The 20,522-nt window shown below is 69.2% G+C and carries 15 protein-coding genes; 3 read left to right on the top strand and 12 right to left on the bottom strand.

Annotated elements, in window-relative coordinates; translation table 11 throughout:
- Positions 1 to 42: 42 nt before the first annotated feature.
- The 4 genes from ROP_RS05745 to ROP_RS05730 are packed head-to-tail and all read right to left on the bottom strand — an operon-like array spanning position 43 to position 4,195.
- A complete protein-coding gene (locus ROP_RS05745) occupies positions 43 to 1,356 on the bottom strand; it encodes an MFS transporter (protein WP_012688390.1) in 1,314 nt (437 codons plus the stop codon).
- A 5-nt stretch (positions 1,357 to 1,361) separates the two neighbouring features.
- Positions 1,362 to 2,510: a galactonate dehydratase gene (gene dgoD, locus ROP_RS05740; RefSeq protein WP_012688389.1), complete on the bottom strand. Its 1,149-nt coding sequence runs from the start codon at positions 2,508 to 2,510 to the stop codon at positions 1,362 to 1,364.
- A gap of 51 nt (positions 2,511 to 2,561) precedes the next feature.
- Positions 2,562 to 3,188 carry a 2-dehydro-3-deoxy-6-phosphogalactonate aldolase gene (locus ROP_RS05735; protein WP_012688388.1) on the bottom strand — a complete coding sequence of 209 codons (627 nt, stop codon included), beginning with the start codon at positions 3,186 to 3,188 and terminating at the stop codon, positions 2,562 to 2,564.
- Positions 3,185 to 4,195: a 2-dehydro-3-deoxygalactonokinase gene (locus tag ROP_RS05730; RefSeq protein ID WP_012688387.1), complete on the bottom strand. Its 1,011-nt coding sequence runs from the start codon at positions 4,193 to 4,195 to the stop codon at positions 3,185 to 3,187. The genes ROP_RS05735 and ROP_RS05730 overlap by 4 nt, the downstream gene beginning before the upstream one ends.
- 67 nt (positions 4,196 to 4,262) lie before the next feature.
- On the opposite strand from ROP_RS05730, the gene ROP_RS05725 reads away from it, so the two are divergent.
- Complete coding sequence (locus ROP_RS05725) at positions 4,263 to 5,039, top strand: IclR family transcriptional regulator (protein WP_012688386.1); 777 nt, start codon at positions 4,263 to 4,265, stop codon at positions 5,037 to 5,039.
- Positions 5,040 to 5,066: 27 nt separating this feature from the next.
- On the opposite strand, the gene ROP_RS05720 is transcribed toward ROP_RS05725, so the two are convergent.
- The 3 genes from ROP_RS05720 to ROP_RS05710 are packed head-to-tail and all read right to left on the bottom strand — an operon-like array spanning position 5,067 to position 10,751.
- Positions 5,067 to 6,488 carry a neutral zinc metallopeptidase gene (locus tag ROP_RS05720; RefSeq protein ID WP_012688385.1) on the bottom strand — a complete coding sequence of 474 codons (1,422 nt, stop codon included), beginning with the start codon at positions 6,486 to 6,488 and terminating at the stop codon, positions 5,067 to 5,069.
- Between the two features lie 46 nt (positions 6,489 to 6,534).
- Positions 6,535 to 8,733, bottom strand: a complete 2,199-nt coding sequence (glgB, locus tag ROP_RS05715; protein WP_012688384.1) for a 1,4-alpha-glucan branching protein GlgB — start codon at positions 8,731 to 8,733, stop codon at positions 6,535 to 6,537.
- Entirely contained in the window at positions 8,733 to 10,751 is a 2,019-nt protein-coding gene (locus ROP_RS05710; RefSeq protein WP_012688383.1) for an alpha-1,4-glucan--maltose-1-phosphate maltosyltransferase, read from the bottom strand. The genes glgB and ROP_RS05710 overlap by 1 nt, the downstream gene beginning before the upstream one ends.
- Before the next feature lie 160 nt (positions 10,752 to 10,911).
- On the opposite strand from ROP_RS05710, the gene glgP reads away from it, so the two are divergent.
- The gene (gene glgP / locus ROP_RS05705) at positions 10,912 to 13,509 is read left to right on the top strand and encodes an alpha-glucan family phosphorylase (RefSeq protein ID WP_012688382.1); all 2,598 of its coding nucleotides are present in this window, start codon (positions 10,912 to 10,914) and stop codon (positions 13,507 to 13,509) included.
- Positions 13,510 to 13,524: 15 nt separating this feature from the next.
- Here the strand turns inward: glgP and ROP_RS05700 are convergent, their stop codons facing one another.
- The 5 genes from ROP_RS05700 to ROP_RS05680 form a co-directional block, all read right to left on the bottom strand.
- Positions 13,525 to 15,117 (bottom strand): ABC transporter permease, encoded by a 1,593-nt coding sequence (locus tag ROP_RS05700; RefSeq protein WP_012688381.1) that lies wholly within the window; start codon positions 15,115 to 15,117, stop codon positions 13,525 to 13,527.
- Positions 15,114 to 16,034: an ABC transporter ATP-binding protein gene (locus ROP_RS05695; protein ID WP_012688380.1), complete on the bottom strand. Its 921-nt coding sequence runs from the start codon at positions 16,032 to 16,034 to the stop codon at positions 15,114 to 15,116. Before ROP_RS05695 ends, ROP_RS05700 begins: the two co-directional genes overlap by 4 nt.
- 75 nt (positions 16,035 to 16,109) lie before the next feature.
- The gene (locus ROP_RS05690) at positions 16,110 to 18,158 is read right to left on the bottom strand and encodes an ATP-dependent DNA helicase (protein WP_012688379.1); all 2,049 of its coding nucleotides are present in this window, start codon (positions 18,156 to 18,158) and stop codon (positions 16,110 to 16,112) included.
- A 9-nt stretch (positions 18,159 to 18,167) separates the two neighbouring features.
- Positions 18,168 to 18,800: an isochorismatase family protein gene (locus ROP_RS05685; protein WP_012688378.1), complete on the bottom strand. Its 633-nt coding sequence runs from the start codon at positions 18,798 to 18,800 to the stop codon at positions 18,168 to 18,170.
- Positions 18,797 to 20,176 (bottom strand): nicotinate phosphoribosyltransferase, encoded by a 1,380-nt coding sequence (locus tag ROP_RS05680; RefSeq protein ID WP_012688377.1) that lies wholly within the window; start codon positions 20,174 to 20,176, stop codon positions 18,797 to 18,799. Before ROP_RS05680 ends, ROP_RS05685 begins: the two co-directional genes overlap by 4 nt.
- Between ROP_RS05680 and clpS the strand changes: the two genes are divergently transcribed.
- Positions 20,175 to 20,513, top strand: coding sequence for an ATP-dependent Clp protease adapter ClpS (gene clpS / locus ROP_RS05675; protein ID WP_012688376.1), 339 nt, complete (start codon positions 20,175 to 20,177; stop codon positions 20,511 to 20,513). The genes ROP_RS05680 and clpS overlap by 2 nt on opposite strands.
- Positions 20,514 to 20,522 lie beyond the last annotated feature (9 nt).

Here is a 20,522-nt window from a genome sequence, read left to right as displayed (position 1 = left end):
TGAGCGCTGTCGGCGCTCACCCCGGTCACCCTTCGACGGCGATCAGCTGCGAACGCGTTCCACCCGCCCGACCAGAAGGACGTAGGACGCGATCCCGACCGCGGTCACCACGGTCATGTAGACGAATCCCGGTGCGAAACTGTCGTCGGTGACGAGCAACCCGATGACGATGGGTGTGGCGATCGACGACAGGTTGCCGATGAAGTTGAACATTCCGCCGGTCAGCCCGAGCAGCCGTTCCGGTGCGAGGGCCGACACCAGCGACCACGTGATCGACGCGAGTCCGTTGCCGAAGAAGGCGATGGACAGGAACACGATCACCATCGCGGTCGAGTCGGTGAAGTTGGCCCCGATCATCGCGACGGTCAGCAACAGTCCGACGATGATCGGACCCTTCCGGGCGACTCCGAGCGAGACCCCCTTCTTGAGCAGGAAGTCGGAGAACACCCCGGAGAACAGCACACCGACGAGCGCCGCGACGAACGGCAGCGAGGCGAGGAATCCGGACTTGATGTAATCCATGCCCCGGTACTCGACGAGGTAGGTGGGGAACCAGGTGAGGAAGAACCACAGCGTCGACGTGAGGCAGAACTGCCCCAGGTAGATCCCCCACAGTTTGCGCCTGCCGAGGACCGTCGCGACGTCGTTGCGGGTCACGGCCGGACGTTCCGGTTGCTGCTCGTCGGCGAGGTCGACGAGTCCGCCGCCGTCGCGGATCAGGTCGATCTCGGCGTCGTTCGCGCGGGAGTCCCGTGGTTCGCGGTAGAACGCGTACCAGATGGCGCCCCACACGGCTCCGACCGTTCCGGTGACGATGAACACCCAGTGCCAGGACAGCACGGACTGCAGCCAGGACAGGAACGGGGTGAGCAGGGCCAGTCCGATGAACTGTCCGGAAGTGTAGAAGCCGATCACCGTCGCCCGTTCGCGCTCGGGGTACCAGGCCGTCGCGACGCGGTTGTTGATCGGATACGCGGGCGCCTCGAACACGCCGACCAGCAGTCGCAACGCGATGAGCGCCACGAACCCGCCGATGACGCCCATGAACGCGGTCGCCACCGACCACAGGATGAGGCACGCGGGGTAGAGCAGTCTCGGGGGTATCCGGTCGACCAGCCACCCGCCGGGGATCTGCAGCGCCGCATACGTCCAGCCGAAGGCCGACAGCAGCAGACCCTGCTGAGCCTTCGAGAGGTCCATCTCGTCGGCGATGGCGGGCATCGCGATCGACAGGTTCGCTCGGTCCATGTAGTTGATGACGACGGTCACGAACAGCATGACTGCGATGAGGACGCGCGCCTTCGACGCCTGCGCCGCGACCGCGGTGGAGCGGCCGATCTTCTGGGTCTGCACCATGTTCCTCACCACTCCGCGAAGGAGCCGTCGCTGTGCCGCCACACCGGGTTGCGCCAGCGGTGGCCTTCGGCTGCCCGTTCGACCACGTACTCCTCGTTCACCTCGATGCCCAGCCCGGGGCCGGTGGGGATGCGGACCTGACCGTCGGCGTAGGTGAACACGGACGGGTCGACGAGGTAGTCGAGCAGGTCATTCGACGTGTTGTAGTGGATGCCGAGGCTCTGTTCCTGGATCGTCGCGTTGTAGCAGCCCGCGTCGATCTGCAGGCACGTGGCCAGGGCGATCGGCCCGAGCGGGCAGTGCAGGGCGAGTGCCACGTCGTACGCCTCGGCCATGTGCGCGATCTTCCGGGCCTCGGTGATACCGCCGCAGTGCGACGGATCCGGCTGGATGATGTCGACGGCCCCGGACGCCAGAACGGTCTTGAAATCCCAGCGGGAGAACAATCTCTCACCCAGCGCGATCGGGATCGGCGACTGCCTCAGCACGTCGACGAAACCGTCGACGTGCTCCGAGAGCACGGGTTCCTCGACGAACATCAGCCGGAACGGTTCGAGTTCCTTCAGCAGCACCTTGGCCATCGGCTTGTGCACTCGGCCGTGGAAGTCGACCCCGATGCCGATGTCCGGGCCCACGGCGTCGCGCACCGCGGCGACGTTGGCGAGACACCGGTCCACTTTGTCCCACGAGTCCAGGTACTGCAGTTCCTCCGTGCCGTTCATCTTCACCGCGGTGAACCCGCGGTCGACGACCTCGCGCGCCGCCTTCGCGGTGTCCGCGGGGCGGTCACCGCCGATCCAGGAGTAGACCTTGATCCGGTCCCGGACCCGGCCGCCGAGAAGTTCGTACGCCGGCACACCGAGGGCCTTGCCCTTGATGTCCCACAGGGCCTGGTCGATGCCCGCCAGCGCGCTCATGTGAATTCCGCCGCCGCGGTAGAAGCCGGCCCGGTACATGACCGTCCACAGATCCTCGATCTGGGTCGGATCCTGCCCCACCAGGTAGTCGGACAGTTCCTCCACCGCGGCGGCGACGGACGCCGCCCGGCCCTCGAGCACCGGCTCACCCCAGCCGACCACGCCGTCGTCCGTTTCGATCCGCAGGAACAGCCACCGCGGGGGCACGGCGTAGGTGGTGAGTGACTTGATCTTCATGGGGTCCTCCTGGGCGGGCCGTGGTGGTGGCCCGGTCGTCGTGGGGTCGGTTCAGGCGGCGTCGGCCGACCAGATGTTCATCAAGGTGTGGGCGCGGTCGCGGACGGTGCCGGCACCGTCCCCGGGGCGGTACAGGCAGGTGCCCAGGCCCGCGCCGCCCGCGCCGGCGCCGGCCCATTCGGCGAGGTTGGTTCGGTCCACGCCGCCGACGGGAAGCAGTTCGACGTCCGTGGGCAGCACCGCCCGCCACGCCTTCATCCCCGCCGTCCCGACGGAATCGGAAGGGAACAGCTTCACGCTGCGGGCGCCCGCGCCGACGGCGAGGAAGGCCTCGGTGGGCGTCGCCGCCCCCGGATACGGGCGCAGCTTCCGGGCGACGGCAGCGCCGATGACGTCGACATCGGTGTTCGGCGAGACGATGATCCGCGAACCTGCGGCCTCGGCCCGGATCACGTCGTCCACGCTCAGCACGGTCCCGGCGCCGACGACGCAGACGTCGCCGACGGCCGTCGCCAACCGTTCGATCGAGTCGAACGGCCGCGGGGAGTTCAGGGGGACCTCGATGGCCGCGAAGCCGGCGTCGACGAGGACGGAACCGACTGCGACGACCTCCTCGGGCGTGATGCCCCGCAGGATGGCGATCAATCCGGTGGTCGTCGTCGTGGCAGAAGTACTCACAGGGTCTCCTTCTCGGGATTCGTGGATGGTTCCGTGTCGAGCAGCCCCGCATCGATCGCCACGCGCCACAAACCCTGCGCGGCGGCCTCCTCGGCGACGACGTCGGCGGCCACACCGTGGACGCGCAGTCCCGCCGCGTAGCGTCGGCAGAGATCGGCGTTCCCGCACAGCAGGATTCGATGCCCGGTGGCGTAGTGGGGCAGGAGGTGCCGGACCTCGTCGGCGATGATCACGCCGGAGACGTAGTCGGGAAGCGATGCCGGATCGAGGAGACCGTCGAGCACGAGCGCGCGTGCCCCGAACAACTCCGCCGGCAGTCCGCGCGACGGGGCCGCCGTCCCCGTGTCGAGGCCGCGATCGAATGCGGCGTCGTCGCGCATTCCGGTGGTTGCGGTGCGGCCGAGGATGCCGTGCTGCATCACCAGGCCGTACAACTCGCCGGACATCGACGTGGCGAACGAGACGATCTTGCGGTCCTCGACCCGCGCCCACTTGGTGTGCGTTCCGGGGAGCACGATGGTCAGCGGACCGTCGGCCGGCGGGAGCAGACCCAGGGCCCCGATGATCTGCGTCTCCTCGCCCCTCATCACGTCGCCGGGCACCGAACCGTCGGCGGCGGAGGCGACGCGCAGGCCGGGCACGAGGTGCAGGACTCCGCGTGCGTGGGGCACCGTCGTCAGGTCGCCGGCGCCGATCGCGAGATCGGTCGGGGTCGTCAGGTAGCCGGCCTCACGCCAGCCCTGGGCGCTGCCCACCATGCCGCACGCGATCGCGGGGAGATCGGGGGCGGCCTCGATCCAGTCGCCGCAGGCCTCGTCGAACGCGGCCTCGTAGGCGCGGGTGCGCGACTGCGGGTCGTCGCCGGTGGTGCCGAGCAGCCCGAAGTCGGGCCTGCGAACGTCCAGAATGCGGCCGCCGTCGCCGAGGAGCCAGGCACGCTGCGAAGACGTGCCCCAGTCGAGGGCGATCAGGCGCGCTGATGATGTGTCGGGGGTGTTCTGGATCACGCACACCACTATCGGACGCGCATCCCATAATGACGAACCCGGTCCCTATATATGGGACAGTGGGGGTGTGACCGATCCGACGAACGCCATTCCCCCCGGCACGCAGACGCTGGCCCGCGGGCTCGCAGTCATCCGTGCCGTGTCCGACGGCGCGCAGGACCTCCGCGCGGTCGTCGACCACACCGGGCTCGGGCGCAGCACCGCGCACCGGCTCGTGCAGCTGCTGGTCTCCGAGGGTTATCTGCGCAGCGGAAGCCGTGGCTACACCCTTGGCCCGACGTTGATCGAACTCGGTTTCAAGGCCCTCCACGGCAACCCGCTGCCCGTGGTCGCGCGCCCGATCCTCGAGGAATTGTCGGCGCACGTGCACGACACCGTGCACCTTGCGGTCGAGGACGGCGGCTCGGTGCTGTACCTGGACAAGCTGCCCGGATCGCGCGGTGCCGAGATGCGCTCGCGCATCGGTCACCGCATGCCGCTGACCCGCGCGGGGGTCGGGAAGGCGCTGCTGCTCGACTCGGCCGAGCGCTGGGATGCGCTGTACAAGAGCGACGCCGCGCAGGGTTCGCGACCACCGGCCCGCGGACACGGCGGGCAGGCCGACTTCCGCGCGCGCATGGAGGACTACGCCCGGATCGGGGCGGCCATGGACCTCGAGGACAACGAACCCGGAATCCGCTGCGTGGCGGCTCCCGTGCGGGACGCGTCGTGCGCGATCGTCGGTGCGATCAGCGTGTCGGCGACGAGCCCGTACATGCCCGACGAGCGGATGCGCGGCCTCGTGCCGGTCGTGTGCCGGGCCGCCGGACGGATCTCCGCGGCGCTCGGCTACCGGGAGATCTGAGCCGGCAGGGGGTCACGCAGGGGACGGTCAGCGGTAGCGGCCCTCGCAGGCCTGCTCGCCTCCGAGCACGCCGGTGCGGAACGCGTCGACCCGGGAGAACCCGCTCGGCACGGTCTCCCCGTTCACGTCACTGGCGGCGAGTCCGTCGGTGAGCAGCCCCGAGACCGCCTCGTCGAGGTCGCCGGGCGACAACCACACGCTGCCCTCCGCCAGGGTGGCCGGACTGGCCGGGCTCAGCGCGCTGGTGATGACACCGGACAGACAGGCGGCCCGCAGTGCGGTCTGCGGTGAGTGCAGTTCGTCGCCCCGGTCCCGCTGCAGCGCCAGGGTGTACCGCGACGCGAGGAGGACGTACGCGTTGTAGTCGCCGGTGAGCTTGGTCTGGAAGAGCTCGCGGCGGCCCAGGCGCCCCGGTGTGCCGCGTTCGGCGAGGGCGTCGACACTGACCCCGATCGTGTTGGTCGCCGGGCAGTACGACACCGGTTCCGTCGCGGCCGCGTCCGCGCAGTCGAGGTCGGCGCCGTCGAGTTGCAGCGCGGGCGGATCGCTGAGATCGAAGATCTGCTGGAACGACGTGAAGAACGCCTCGACGGACTCCTCGGTGACGGGAAGTTCACCGTCGTCGGTGTCGTCGGCGAACCGCTGCGGCAGGTCCGCGCGACGCGAGTCGATCTCCTTCTCGTCGATGCGCGTGCACGCTGCGGGGCCGTCCGTGAACCCGATCTGGGTGGCGGTGACCCGTTCGAACGCCGAGCCGTGGACGTTGTCCGGATCGTTCGGGTCGGTGTCACCGATCGCCACCGCCGACGCCAGCACCTTGTTCAGCCCGTCCGACGTGTTCAGCGTGAAATGGGGCGCCTTGTCCTCCGCGATGTGCCGCATGAACGCCCCCGCGAAACAGTCGGCCTGCTGTTCCCGCACGATGCCGCCGCCCACGTTTTCGTCGGCGATTCCCGCCTTCGTCTGGACGGCGTGCCCGTATTCGTGTGCCAGCACGAAGACGGCGGCGACGATGCCGAACTTCTCCACGACCTCCGGCAGTAGCAGCGCCCGGTCCCAGCCGATGGTGTGGTCGGTGCTGCAGTAGCCGGCGTTGAGGAGTTCCTCGGTGCTGTCCCCGCAGAACCGGGGGCCGTCGGAATCCCGCGGATCCCAGGAGATCAACTCCTCGACCGGCTCGAACTTGCGCTGGAACAGCGCCGGGAACTCGGTGCGCCAGTAGCCCTCGATGTCGCTCACCGCGTTGGCGGCCATCGTGTCGATCTCACCGCCGTCGGTGCCGGTGACGGGGAGGTCGGCGTCGGGCGCGCCCTTGCGGGCACCGCTCGGACCCGACGTGGCGTCGAGGCCCGCCACCTTGAACGGATCGTCGTAGATGGACGCGGCCTCACCGTCCACCGAACGCGTGCACCCCGACAGCACGACCACAGTCGCGGCCAGAACGCCCATGCTCGCAGCCCACAACCGACGTCGGATCAGCAAGGCCGTGCCTTCATCAACGCTCCAGACTCATCCAGATCGCGCCGTTCGCGGGCAGTGCCACCTCTGCCGAGGCGGGACGGCCGTGCCACGGCTGCGAAGTTGCCGTCACCGCACCGAGATTTCCCCAACCCGATCCCGCGTAGACCTCGGCGTCGGTGTTGAGAATTTCACGCCATTCGCCCCGTTCTGGCAAGCCCACACGATAATTCGCGTGCGGGGAACCCGAGAAATTGAACAGGCACGCCAGGATCGACCCGTCGGTTCCGTAGCGCAGGAAGCTCAGGACGTTGTTCGCGGTGTCATTGGCGTCGATCCAGGAGAACCCGCCCGGTGACGTGTCGAGAGTCCACAACGCCGGGTGCTCGCGGTACGTCGCGTTGAGATCGTGGACGAGCCGGAGCAGACCGCGGTGGAAGCCGCCGGTGTACGGGTCGTCGAGCTGATACCAGTCGAGCCCGCGTTCCTCGGACCACTCCGCGGTCTGCCCGAACTCCTGACCCATGAACAGCAGTTGCTTGCCGGGGTGCGACCACATGTACGCCAGCAGGGCCCGCACTCCGGCGGCCTTCGCCCAGTCGTCGCCGGGCATCCGCGTCCACAGCGTGCCCTTGCCGTGCACCACCTCGTCGTGGCTGATGGGGAGCAGGTAGTTCTCGCTCCACGCGTACATCAGGGAAAACGTGATCTCGTGATGGTGATAGCTGCGGTGGACGGGGTCGTGCGCCAGGAATCCGAGGGTGTCGTGCATCCACCCCATGTTCCATTTCATGTTGAAACCGAGACCGCCGACGTTGGTCGCGCGGGTGACACCCGGCCACGCCGTCGACTCCTCGGCGATGGTGACGACCCCCCGGTGCTGCTTGTGGACCGTGGCATTGGTCTCCTGCAGAAACGCCACCGCCTCCAGGTTCTCCCTGCCGCCGTGGATGTTCGGTGTCCAGCCACCCTCCGGCCGCGAATAGTCGAGGTACAGCATCGAGGCGACCGCGTCGACGCGCAGACCGTCCACGTGGAACTCGTCGAGCCAGTACAGCGCGTTGGCGACGAGGAAGTTGCGCACCTCGCGACGCCCGAAATCGAACACGTACGTGCCCCAGTCGAGTTGCTCGCCGCGCTGGGGATCGCTGTGCTCGTAGAGCGGTGTGCCGTCGAACCGGGCCAGCGCCCACTCGTCCTTGGGGAAGTGGGCGGGAACCCAGTCGACGATGACCCCGATGCCTGCGGCGTGCAAATGGTCGACGAACCACCGGAAGTCGTCGGGGGAGCCGAACCGTGACGTGGGCGCGTAGTACGACGTCACCTGGTATCCCCAGGACCCGCCGAACGGGTGCTCGGCGACCGGCAGCAGTTCGACGTGCGTGAACCCCGTCTCCGTGACGTGGGCGGCGAGTTGCTCGGCCATCTCGCGGTAGTTCAGCCCGGGACGCCACGAACCGAGGTGAACCTCGTACACGCTCATCGGGGACTGCGCGGGCTCGGTGGCCGCCCGCTGCGCCAGCCAGTCGGCGTCGTTCCATTCGAACGTGCTGACCGACACCCGGGACGCGGTCGCGGGAGGGACCTCCGTCGCGAAGGCCATGGGGTCGGCCTTGTCGCGCACACTGCCGTCACGGCCGTGGACCCGGAACTTGTACAGGTCGCCGACCTCGATACCGGGGACGAACAACTCCCACACCCCGGTCGACCCGAGCACCCGCATCGGGAAGTTCCGCCCGCTCCATCCGTCGAAATCGCCGATCACGCTCACCCCGCGGGCATTGGGCGCCCACACGGCGAACGAGGTGCCGGTGACGGTGCCATCGGGGGTGTCGTAGCGGCGGCGGTGCGCGCCGAGGATCTCCCACAGCCGCTCGTGCCTGCCCTCACCGAACAGGTGCAGGTCGAGTTCGCCGAGCGTGGGCAGGAACCGGTAGCCGTCGGCGGAGACGTCGTTGTGACCACCCGGCCACGTCGTGGACAGCCGGTAGTCCATCAGGTCCCGGTACGGCACCAGCGCCCCCCACACGCCGTGCGCGAGGTGCTCCAGCGAGAAACTCGTCCCACCGATGACGGCGTCGACGGCCTCGGCGTAGGGGCGCAGTGCGCGGATCACCGTGCCCTCGGGATGCGGGTGCGCGCCCAGGATCGAGTGCGGGTCGTGGTGCTCGCCCCGGGCCAGCAGGTCGAGGTCGGCGGCGTCGGGTGCGATGGCGACAGGCGGTTCGACGGTCACTAGGTACCTCCGCGGTAGGCCAGTTTCGTTCTGGCCGGATAGGGAATCGACGGTAATGCCAGGATATGGGCCACGGCCCGCCACGGTTCGAGGCGCACGAAGTTGGTCTGTCCCCAGTGGTACTGCTCCCCGGTGACCTCGTCGAGCACGGTCAGGTGGTCGTGCCAGTCGCGGCCCAGCGCGGGCATGTCCAGCCACACGTTGCCCTGCTCGGCGCCGTAGGGGTTGAGGTTGATCACCGTCAGCACGGCGTCGCCGGTGGTGGCGTCGAACTTGGAGTACGCGATCAGGGCATCGTTGTCGACGTGGTGGAAATGGATGTTGCGCAACTGCTGCAGCGCCGGATGCTGCCTGCGGATCCGGTTGAGCGCGGTGATCCACGGTTCCAGGGACTCGCCGCGCGCGGCCGCGCCCTCGAAGTCGCGCGGACGCAGCTGGTACTTCTCCGAGTCGAGGTACTCCTCACTGCCCGGGCGCACCGGAACATGTTCGTACAGTTCGTATCCCGAGTACACCCCCCACGTCGGCGACAGGGTCGCCGCCAGTGCGGCGCGCAACGCGAACATTCCCGGACCGCCGGTCTGCAGGCTCTCGTGCAGGATGTCCGGGGTGTTGACGAAGAGGTTCGGGCGCGCCTCGTCGGCCTTGGCGGCGATCTCCTTGCCGAACTCCGTCAGCTCCCACTTGGCCGTCCGCCACGTGAAATACGTGTAGGACTGCGTGAACCCGCGGCGGGCGAGGCCGTACAACCGCGCCGGACGGGTGAAAGCCTCGGACAGGAACAGGACGTCCGGGTCCGACTTCTTGACCTCGGCGATCAGCCACTCCCAGAAGTCCGCCGGTTTGGTGTGCGGGTTGTCGACCCGGAAGATCCTGACGCCCGCGGCAACCCAGTGCCGCACCACGCGCAGCACCTCCGCGTAGATGCCGTCGCGGTCGTCGTCGAAGTTGACCGGGTAGATGTCCTGATACTTCTTCGGCGGGTTCTCGGCGTAGGCGATGGTGCCGTCGGGGAGGACGGTGAACCATTCGGGGTGCTTGTTCGCCCACGGATGGTCCGGCGCGGCCTGCAGGGCCAGGTCGATCGCCACCTCCAGGTTCAGCTTCCGGGCGGCGGCGATGAACGCCTTGAAATCGCGCATCGTCCCGAGTTCGGGATGGATCGCGTCGTGGCCGCCCTCGTCCGAGCCGATCGCCCACGGCGAACCGACGTCCTCGGGGCCCGGGGTCAGCGTGTTGTTGGGACCCTTCCGGTTGATCTTTCCCACCGGATGGATGGGCGGCAGGTACACCACGTCGAAACCCATCGACGCGATGCGGGGAAGCGCCGCCGCGGACGTCGCGAACGTTCCGTGCCGGGGCTTGCCGTTCTCGTCCCGGCCGCCGGTGGATCGCGGGAAGAACTCGTACCACGACCCGAACAGGGCACGCGTGCGGTCGACGAGCACGGTGTGCGCCTCGCTCTTCGTGACCAGTTCGCGCAGCGGGTGCGCGCGCAACAGTTCGGTCACGTCCGAGCCGAACGCCGGAGCCACGCGCTCGGAGAGGTGACGGTCGGACCGCAGCGACGCGGCGACCCCGGTCAGCCGCGAGCGGTCCGCGCGAGGGACGCCCTTCGCGGCGCGGTCGAACAACCGCGCACCGATCTCGAGGTCGTTGGCCAGTTCGGCGGGACCCTGCCCGACCGCCAACTTCGCCTCGACCGCATGCTTCCACGTGGTGACCGGATCGCTCCAGGCCTCGATGCGGAACGTCCATAGGCCCTCGCCGGTCGGGGTGAAGGAGCCGTCCACGGTGTCGGGCACCGGACCGCTGGTCATGGGAATCCGGAACGTCGCCGAGCCACCCGAAGCGGCACTGCGCGGCCCCCGCACCGCGAGCGTGGCGGCCACGGCGTCGTGACCTTCGCGCCACACGGTTGCCCGGACGGGAAACACCTCACCCACAACGGCCTTGGCGGGAAAGCGGCCGCACCCGACGTTCGGTTCCACGTCGTCGATTCCGAGTCGACCTGTCACACTGGGCTCCGTTCCATAGCCGGAAGTTGCCGGCGGCTCGTGGGCTGGGCCGCCCGTTCAACCGTAATGGAGTCGACCGGTTCCTGTCCGTATTGGAGATCTGGCGTCCACCCGGCCCGACACGGCGCAACGACGCCCGCAGTGCGTTATCGTTCGCGAGGTGAAAGCCTTGCGTCGGTTCACTGTCCGAGCCCACCTTCCGGAGCGGCTCGCTGCCCTCGGTCCGCTGTCCACCAATCTTCGCTGGTCGTGGCATCCGGCCACGCAGGAACTGTTCGGATTGCTGGACGAGGACCTGTGGCGGCAGGTGCAGTTCGACCCGGTCCGGATGCTCGGTGAGGTCGACCCCGCCCGCCTGGACGAACTGGCCGAGGACGTCGCGTTCCTGGCCCGGCTCGACGCCGCTGCCGCCGACCTCGACGACTACCTGTCCCGGCCCCGCTGGTATCAGAACCAGCAGGCCAAGGGCGTGTCGCTGGACGGCGGGATCGCATATTTCTCAATGGAGTTCGGGGTCAGCGAAGTGCTGCCCAACTATTCCGGCGGCCTCGGAATTCTCGCAGGCGACCACCTGAAGGCGGCATCCGATCTGGGACTGCCGCTGATCGGTGTCGGGCTGCTGTACCGCTCGGGGTACTTCCGGCAGTCGCTGACCGCGGACGGCTGGCAGGCCGAGCACTACCCGCCGCACGATCCGCAGGGGCTGCCGCTGCGCCTGCTCACCGAGTCCGGGCCTCAGTCGTCGGACGGGGCGCCCGTCCTCGTGCACGTCGCGGTACCCGGCGGCCGGGTGCTGCGCGCCCGCGTGTGGATCGCCCAGGTGGGGCGTGTCCCGCTGCTGCTGCTCGACTCCGACATCGCGGAGAACGACGCCGAGATGCGGGGCGTCACCGACCGCCTGTACGGCGGCGACCAGGACCACCGCATCAAACAGGAGATCCTCGCCGGCATCGGGGGCGTCCGCGCGGTGCGCGCCTACACCCACGCCTACGGCCTGCCCGACCCCGCCGTCTTCCACATGAACGAGGGGCATGCCGGTTTCCTCGGCATCGAGCGGATCCGCGAACTGGTCACCACCGGCGGACTCGACTTCGACGAGGCGCTGGCCGCGGTCCGCGCCGGCACCGTCTTCACGACCCACACCCCCGTTCCCGCGGGAATCGATCGGTTCCCCGCCGACCTCGTGCGGCACTACTTCGGTGGCGACAACGGCGCAAACGAATCCTCGCTGCTGCCGGGTTTGACGATCGACCGGATCCTCGGACTCGGCCGCGAATCGGATCCGTCCGTGTTCAACATGGCCCACATGGGCCTGCGTCTCGGTCAGCGAGCGAACGGGGTGTCCAAGCTGCACGGCATCGTCAGCCGGGAGATGTTCCAGCCGCTGTGGCAGGGCTTCGACGCCGGTGAGGTGCCGATCGGCTCGGTGACCAACGGTGTTCACGCACCCACCTGGGCGGCACCCGAGTGGATCGACCTCGCCACCCGCATCCTCGGCCCCGAACTGGTGGAGGAGGCCCGCGGCTGGGAGCGTCTGCAGGATCTGTCCGCCGACGAGCTGTGGGCGACCCGCAACGCGCTGCGCGGGAAACTCGTCGAGGAGGTGCGCCGACGGGTCCGGGCGTCCTGGATCGAACGCGGCGCGACGTCCGCCGAGCTCGGCTGGACGAACGAGGTGTTCGACCCGAACGTGCTCACCGTCGGCTTCGCCCGCCGCGTGCCCACCTACAAGCGGCTGACGCTGATGCTGCGCGACCCCGAGCGGCTGCGGGCCCTCCTCCTCGACGAGGAGCGTCCGGTGCAGCTCGTGGTCGCCGGGAAGAGTCACCCCGCGGACGACGGCGGGAAAGCGCTCATCCAGCAGGTCGTGCGGTTCGCCGACGCCGCCGACGTCCGGCACCGCATCACGTTCCTCCCCGACTACGACATGTCGATGGCGCGGTACCTGTACTGGGGTTGCGACGTGTGGCTCAACAACCCGCTGCGCCCGCTCGAGGCGTGCGGCACCTCGGGGATGAAGTCGGCCCTCAACGGCGGATTGAACCTGTCGATCCGCGACGGCTGGTGGGACGAGATGTTCGACGGCGAGAACGGCTGGGCCATCCCGACCGCGGACGGCGTCGTCGACGAGACCCGCCGGGACGATCTCGAGGCCAGCGCACTGTACGAACTGCTCGAGCGCGCCGTCCTGCCGAGGTTCTACGACCGCGCGGACGGACTGCCGGTGCGCTGGGTGGAGATGGTGCGTCACACGCTGCAGAACCTCGGCCCCAAGGTGCTGGCGTCACGGATGGTGCGCGACTACGCCGTCCAGTACTACGCGCCCGCCGCCGCGTCGGCCCGGACGGTGGCGGCGGAGAACTTCGGCGGCGCCCGCGAACTCGCCGCGTTCCGTCGCCGCGTCGAGGCCGCGTGGCCCGCGGTGACGGTCCTTCAGGTCGACGGCGCGGGGCTGCCCGACACCCCCGAGATCGGAGCGAACCTGGTCCTCCGCGCCCGCATCCGGCTCGGTGAACTGTCCGTCGACGACGTCACCGTGCAGGCCGTGATCGGCAAGGCCGGACCGGACGAGGAACTCACCGACATCGTGACCGTCCCCATGACCCATTCGGCGTCGGACGAGTCCGGGGAGTTGTTCGTCGCCGACCTGGCGCTGCCGCTGTCCGGATCGGTCGGGTACACGGTGCGGGTGCTTCCGCACCACGATCTGCTCGTCGATCCGTCGGAGCTGGGCCTGGTGACGGTGCCGAACCCCTGACCGGCTCGGCACGGTTCACGGGCCGACGTCCCGGCGCCGGAAGCCGGCGACGGCGGCGAGGAACAGGGCCGCCGCGAGAAGCAGCAGAACGACGAGGGGAGTGGCCGAGAAGCTTTCGGCAGGCAGCGCCGGCGTGTAGTGGAAGGGGGAGAGAATCCCGAACCAGTCCGGGAGGACCTCCCCGAACATGCCGGCGACGAGAACGTAGCCCACGAACGCCCACAGTGCCGGCAGCGCGCGAGGGACCAACCCGTATAGGGCCGCGCACGATCCGACGATCACGAGCACTGCCGGCACCGTGTTCAGGGCCGCGCCGGTCAACCGGCCCAGCGCGCCCGCATCGGACAGTGTGAACGCCGCGGTGATCCCCATGCCGACCCCGGCCGTCACCGCGATCGCGACTGCCGCGGCCGCGATCACGACCAGCTGGCCACCGAGCCACCGCGCCCGCGGGACGGGGGTGGCCAAGGCTTCCTCGGCGCGACCCGAAGATTCCTCCGAGCGGATCGACGCGACGGCGCCGACGGCGTACATCGCGGCCATCACCACCAGGAACACCAGGTACAGGGCGAACGCGCCGTCGGCGGCCGCGGCCGCGCCACCCGGCAGCAGTTGTGCGAGATCAGGATCCTGTTCGATGAAGTCGCTGATCTGCCTGCCGAGGGAACCGATGGGCAGCGACAGCGCGAACACGCCGACACCCCACGCGAGAATCGATCCGCGCTGCTGACGCGCTGCCAGTGCGGTGACACCGGTCAGGCGGGGCGACGCCTCGGCGCGCCCGCCCCGCGGCGGAAGGAGTCCCGCCCCGACGTCCCGGCGACCGATGGCAGCATACGCGCACATCACGGTCAGCGCTGCCGCGACGACGCCGATCAGCAACGGCCACCAGCGTTCGTCGACGTACGCGCGGGTGGCCTGCGACCAGCCGATCGGCGACACCCATGTCAGCAGGCTCCCGCTGTGTCCCTGTTGCACGTCACCGATCGCCCGCAGCAGGTACGCGACGGTGACCGCGCAGATCCCGGCACCACTTGCCGCGCGGGCGTGTTCGGTGAACTGCGACGCCAGCGCCGACAGCGCGGTGAACACCAGACCCACGACCAGCACCCCCGCCGACATGTTCAGCGAACCCACCGGAGGCAGACCCACGGCGAGCAACCCGACGACCAGCAGCAGTGCGACGAACACATTGGCGAGCGCCGCCGAGGCCAGTCCGGCCGTGATACCCGCGTACCGCCCGACGACGCCGGCGCGCACCAGCTCCGCGCGCCCGGTCTCCTCCTCCGTCCGCAGATGCCGCGTCACCAACAGCACCGACATGATCGCCACGGCCACCATCGTCATGCCGGCGATCTCGTTGGCCACCATCGCACCCAGCGTGTAGTCGTCCAGCCCATAACCCGGCCCGGCAAGGGCGGTGGCGGCCGGGGACGAGATCAGTTCGGCACGGGCCTGCCGGGATTCGGCGGTCGGGTAGATGGTGGAATAACTCGACGCGATCAGGATGGTGAGACCCGCCACCGCGACCGTCCACACCGGAATCCGGACGCGGTCGGTGCGCACCGCCAGTTCGGCGAGCACGGCCGTTCCGCTCAGCTGACTCACTGCGGCCGTCCGATCCCGAGCGCCTCGACCTCGTCGCGGTACTCGCGGAGGAACAGGTCCTCCAGCGTCGGCGGATTGGCGGTGATCGAGACGATGCCCAGCCCCGTCAACGTCGTCATGACGGGGTCGATCTGATCGGAATCGACGTCGAATGTCACCGTGTTCGGGTCCTCACCTTTCTGCAGGTTGTGCACACCGGGGACGTTCCCGATGGGATTGGGTTTGATCCGGGTCGTCGCCGTCACCGTCGTCCGGGTGAAATGCCGCAGCTCGGAGAGCGTTCCCGCCTGCACCGTCCGGCCCGCCCGGATGATGGTCACCGCGTGACACAGCGCATCCACCTCGGCGAGGATGTGGCTGGACAGCAGCACCGTGCGCCCGCCGCGCGCGAATTCGGTGATGCACTCCTGAAACACCGCCTCCATCAACGGGTCCAGGCCCGACGTCGGCTCGTCGAGGATGAGGAGTTCGGTGTCGGCGGCGAGCGCGGCCACGAGGGCGACCTTCTGCCGGTTGCCTTTCGAGTAGGTGCGGCCCTTCCGGGTGGGGTCGAGTTCGAACCGCTCGATCAGCGACGCGCGACGGACCGGATCGAGTCCGCCGCGCAGTCGCCCGAGCAGGTCGATCGCCTCGCCGCCGGACAGGTTGGGCCACAGGTTCACTTCGCCCGGCACATAGGCGAGCCGCCGATGCACGGGAACGGAATTCCGCCACGGATCGGCACCGAGAACGGACGCCGAACCCCCGTCGGCGCGCAGCAGACCGAGGAGCACCCGGATGGTCGTGGACTTGCCCGCGCCGTTGGGCCCGAGGAAACCGTGCACCTCACCCGGCTTCACCTCCAGATCGAGGCCGTCGAGGGCGAGCACTTCACCGAACTTCTTGGTGAGTCCGCGGACTGAGATGGCAAGGTCCATCGGTCGAGCATAGGTGCGCACCGATCCGCTGTCCGACTCAGTACATGAGAGAGTTTCGGGCCGGCGCGAGCGCGTTCAGGGACGCGAGTCGCGGATCCGGCCCAGCGCCTTGCGCACGACTTCCGGATCCGAAGTCTCCCAGAACGGCGGCAACGACGCCCGCAGATACCCGGCGTAGCGGGCTGTGGCGAGCCGCGGATCGAGGACCGCCACCACACCCTTGTCGTCGACGCTGCGCAGCAGACGTCCCACACCCTGCGCGAGCAGCAGTGCCGCATGATTGGCTGCGACGGAAAGGAACCCGTTGCCGCCGCGCGACTCGACCGCCTTCTGCCGGGCGACCAGCAACGGGTCGTCCGGGCGCGGGAACGGGATGCGGTCGAGGATCACGAGGCTCAGGGACGGGCCCGGCACGTCGACGCCCTGCCACAGCGACAACGTGCCGAACAGCGATGTGGGCTCGTCGCCGGCGAACGCCCGGACGAGTGCGCCCGTCGAGTCGTCGCCCTGGCACAGGATCGGGGTGTCGAGCCGGTCGCGCATGGCCTCGGACGCGGCCTTCGCGGCCCGCATCGACGAGAACAATCCGAGCGTCCGCCCACCCGCCGCCTCGACGAGTTCGGCGATCTCGTCGAGATACGCAGGGGAGAGGCCGTCCCGCCCGGGCGGCGGCAGTTGCTTCGCGATGTAGATGATGCCGGCGCGGGCGTGGTCGAACGGCGACCCGACGTCGAGGGCGTTCCATTTGAGCGTGCTCGCGTCGGACGGTGCCTCGGACCCGGTGGCCGTCGCCGGATCGATCACGACGGACGATTCGGCCGGAAGCCCCCAGTTGACGGCGAGACCGTCGAAAGATCCGCCCACGGTCAGCGTCGCGGATGTCAGGACCACCGTCGATTCGGCGAACAGCCGGGACCGCAGCAGCCCGCCGACCGACAGCGGCGCCATCCGCACCACCCGGCGGATCGACCCGCGGTTGTCGTCGGCGGCCAGCCACACCACGTCGTGACGTTTGGCCGGATCCGGCTCATCGAATGCGCTGAGAACGCGGACGGCGCTGTCGTGGACCTCCTCGACCGACGCGAGCGCGGTGTTGCGTGCCGCGGCAGCCTCCGGGTCGCTCAACGCCATGCCCGGACGGGACGGGCCGATGGCCGTGCGCAGCGACCAGGCGGCGTCGCGGACCGCGGCGAGCGCGGGCGCCGCGCCGGGCGGCAGCGCCTCCCACCGTTCCGGCCGCAGTTCCTCGAGCAGTGCCGCCCAGCCCTCGCCCGCCGCCTCGAGACGATCGGCGTCCTGCTCCTCGACGAGCTTCGCGCAGCGCCGCGCCGCGGCACTGATCGTCGACGCCGCCAACTCCGCGGTGGCGACGTTGGTGACGCGGTCGACCAGTTCGTGCGCCTCGTCGATGACCACGACGTCGTGTTCGGGGAGGATCGCGATTCCGGTGATGGCGTCGATGGCGAGCAGGGCGTGGTTGGTGACCACGACGTCGACCTGCGACGCCTCCGCGCGGGCCCGTTCGGCGAAGCAGTCCTCGCCGACCGGGCAGCGGGACTTGCCGAGGCACTCGCGGGCCGTCACGCTGACCTGGCGCCACGCCTTGTCGCTGACCCCGGGGGCCAGGTCGTCACGGTCGCCGGTCTCGGTGTCCGAGGACCACTCGGTGAGCCGCTGGACCTCACGGCCGAGCCGGGACACCGCGAACGGGTCGAACAGCTCGTCGGCCGGCGGCTCCTCCGCGGTCCCGGTGTGAATCTTGTTCATGCACAGATAGTTGTTGCGGCCCTTGAGGATCGCGAAGTGCGGCCTGCGGCCGAGGGAACCCTCGAGCGCGTCCGCGAGCCGCGGCATGTCGCGGTCGATCAGCTGACGCTGCAGCGCGATGGTGGCCGTCGAGACGATGACCGTCTTGCCGCTCTGCACGGCGTGCCGGACGCTCGGCACGAGGTAGGCCAGCGACTTGCCGGTACCCGTTCCGGCCTGGACGGCCAGGTGCTCCCCGGTGTCGATCGAATGCGCGACGGCGGAAGCCATGGTCAGCTGGTTGGACCGCTCGGCACCGCCCAGCGACCGCACCGCCGTGCGCAACAGCTCGGGGACGTTGGGGAGGTTTTCAGGCACCCGAGCAGGTTACTCGGGACCTACGTCAGAAATCGCCACGCGGTCCGAGGAGGCGTCCGGGTCGCGGCCAACGAGGCGCACTCCGGCGGCCCGCATCGCGGCGACCGCGGCCTCGACGGTCGCGGGCGCCACGCCCGCGGTGAGGGGAAGGAGCACGCGCGTCCGGAAACCGGCGGTTACGGCGTCGAGTGCCGTCGCGACCACGCAGTGGTCGGTGGCGATTCCCACGACGTCGACCTCGGTGACCCTGGCCGCACGCAGCCATTTCTCCAGGGTCTGGCCATCGGAGTTCGTGCCCTCGAAGCCCGAGTACGCCGCCGAGAACTCGCCCTTGGAGAACACCGACTCGATGCCGCTCCGATCGAGATTCGGGTGGAAATCCGCGCCGGGTGTTCCCGATTTGCAGTGCACCGGCCACGTGTCGACGTAATCCGGTTCTTCGGAGAAGTGGTGACCCGGGTCGATGTGGTGGTCGATTGTGGCGGCGACGGCGTCGTACTCGGCCCCGGCCAGGAAGCGGCTGATCGCCGCCGCGACCGCGGAACCGCCCTCGACGGCGAGGGAGCCGCCCTCGCAGAAGTCGTTCTGGACGTCGACGACGAGTAGTGCCCGTCGGGCGTCGGTGTTCTCGTTGTCGGTCACGGTGCCCTCCTGGATTCGGGTTCGGCGAAGCGCACGGGGATCGCGGGCTCGCCGTGGGAGAGCTTCAAACCCTCCCACGGGAGACTGACGAGGCCCGCCGCCAGGAGGGATCTGCTGTCCTCCAGAGTAGTCGCCCGGCAGGCGGTCTCACCGCCGCGCATCAGCGGGACCAGCAGTTCCTTCCCCTCGAGGCCCGCCCCGCCGGGTGCGTCGGAGTGGGCGGGGTACACGACCTCCTCCACCAGGGTTCCGGTGTCGCGGGCGAACCGCACCGCCCTCTTGGTGCCTCCCCGCGACGCCTTGTTGCTGCTCCGCTTCTCGACGGGGATCCCGTCCACCTCGACGAGTTTGTAGACCATTCCCGCGGTCGGCGCACCCGACCCGACGACGACGGACGTGCCGACCCCGTAGACGTCGACCGGTTCGGCCCGCAACGCGGCGATGGCGTACTCGTCGAGGTCGCCGGACACCACGATCTTCGTCCCGGTCGCCCCGAGGCCGTCGAGTTGACCGCGCACCTGCCGGGCGAGAACACCCAGATCACCGGAGTCGATCCGGACACCCCCGAGTCCGGGACCCGCGACCTCGACGGCCGTCTCGACGCCCGCGGTGATGTCGTACGTGTCGACGAGGAGCGTGGTTCCGACGCCGAGTGCCGCGACCTGCGCGCGGAACGCCGCCGCCTCGTCCGGACCGTCCGGGGTGGTGTGCAACAGGGTGAACGCGTGCGCACTGGTGCCGGCACCGGGCACGCCGTGCCTGCGGACCGCCTCCAGATTCGACGTGGCCGTGAAACCCGCCAGGTACGCGGCGCGCGAGGCCGCCACCGCGGATTCCTCGTGGGTGCGCCGCGAGCCCATCTCGATCATGGGGCGTCCGTCGGCGGCGCTGACCATCCGTGCGGCGGCGGACGCGATCGCGCTGTCGTGGTTGAGGACCGACAGGATCAGCGTCTCGAGCAGCACACACTCGGCGAACGTTCCGCGGACCGACAGGATCGGGGAGCCGGGGAAGTAGAAGTCGCCCTCGCGGTAGCCGTCGATGTCGCCGCCGAACCGGTAGTTCCGCAGCCATGCGACGGTCGTGGCGTCGAGGAAACGGGAGACGATCTCGAGTTCCGGTTCGCCGAAGCGGAAGTTCGACAGCGCCGCGACCAGGCGGGCCGTGCCGGCGACGACACCGTAGCGGCGACCGTCCGGAAGGCGGCGGGCGAACACCTCGAAACTGCAGCGACGGTGGGCGGAACCGTCGGCGAGGGCCGCCGACAGCATCGTCAACTCGTACTGGTCGGTGAACAAGGCGGTGCTGTCTCTGGACACCCGGCCACTGTAAGCCGCGGTGTCGCCCGGTGGAGGAGCGTCGTACCCTTGTGTCATGGCTCATTGCTCGACGACAGCTCCATTCGTGGATGCCATGCCGGCATCGCCGCAGGTCACCCCTGCAGAGTCGGAGGTCGTCGAGGTCGATGAGGCCAATGATCGTCCCTGGGTCACCGTCGTGTGGGACGATCCGGTGAATTTGATGCACTACGTCACCTACATTTTCCAGAAGCTCTTCGGGTACAGCAAAGCCAGGGCGACGGAATTGATGATGCAGGTGCATTCCGAGGGAAAGGCCGTGGTGTCGAGCGGCTCCCGGGACAAGGTCGAAAACGATGTACGCAAGCTGCACGCGGCGGGCCTGTGGGCCACGATGCAGCGTGACAGCAGCTAACTTTCCGTT

Origin of the sequence: Rhodococcus opacus B4 (assembly GCF_000010805.1) — a bacterium.
Taxonomy (GTDB): domain Bacteria; phylum Actinomycetota; class Actinomycetes; order Mycobacteriales; family Mycobacteriaceae; genus Rhodococcus_F; species Rhodococcus_F opacus_C.
This window is presented reverse-complemented; position numbering and strand designations above follow the sequence as displayed.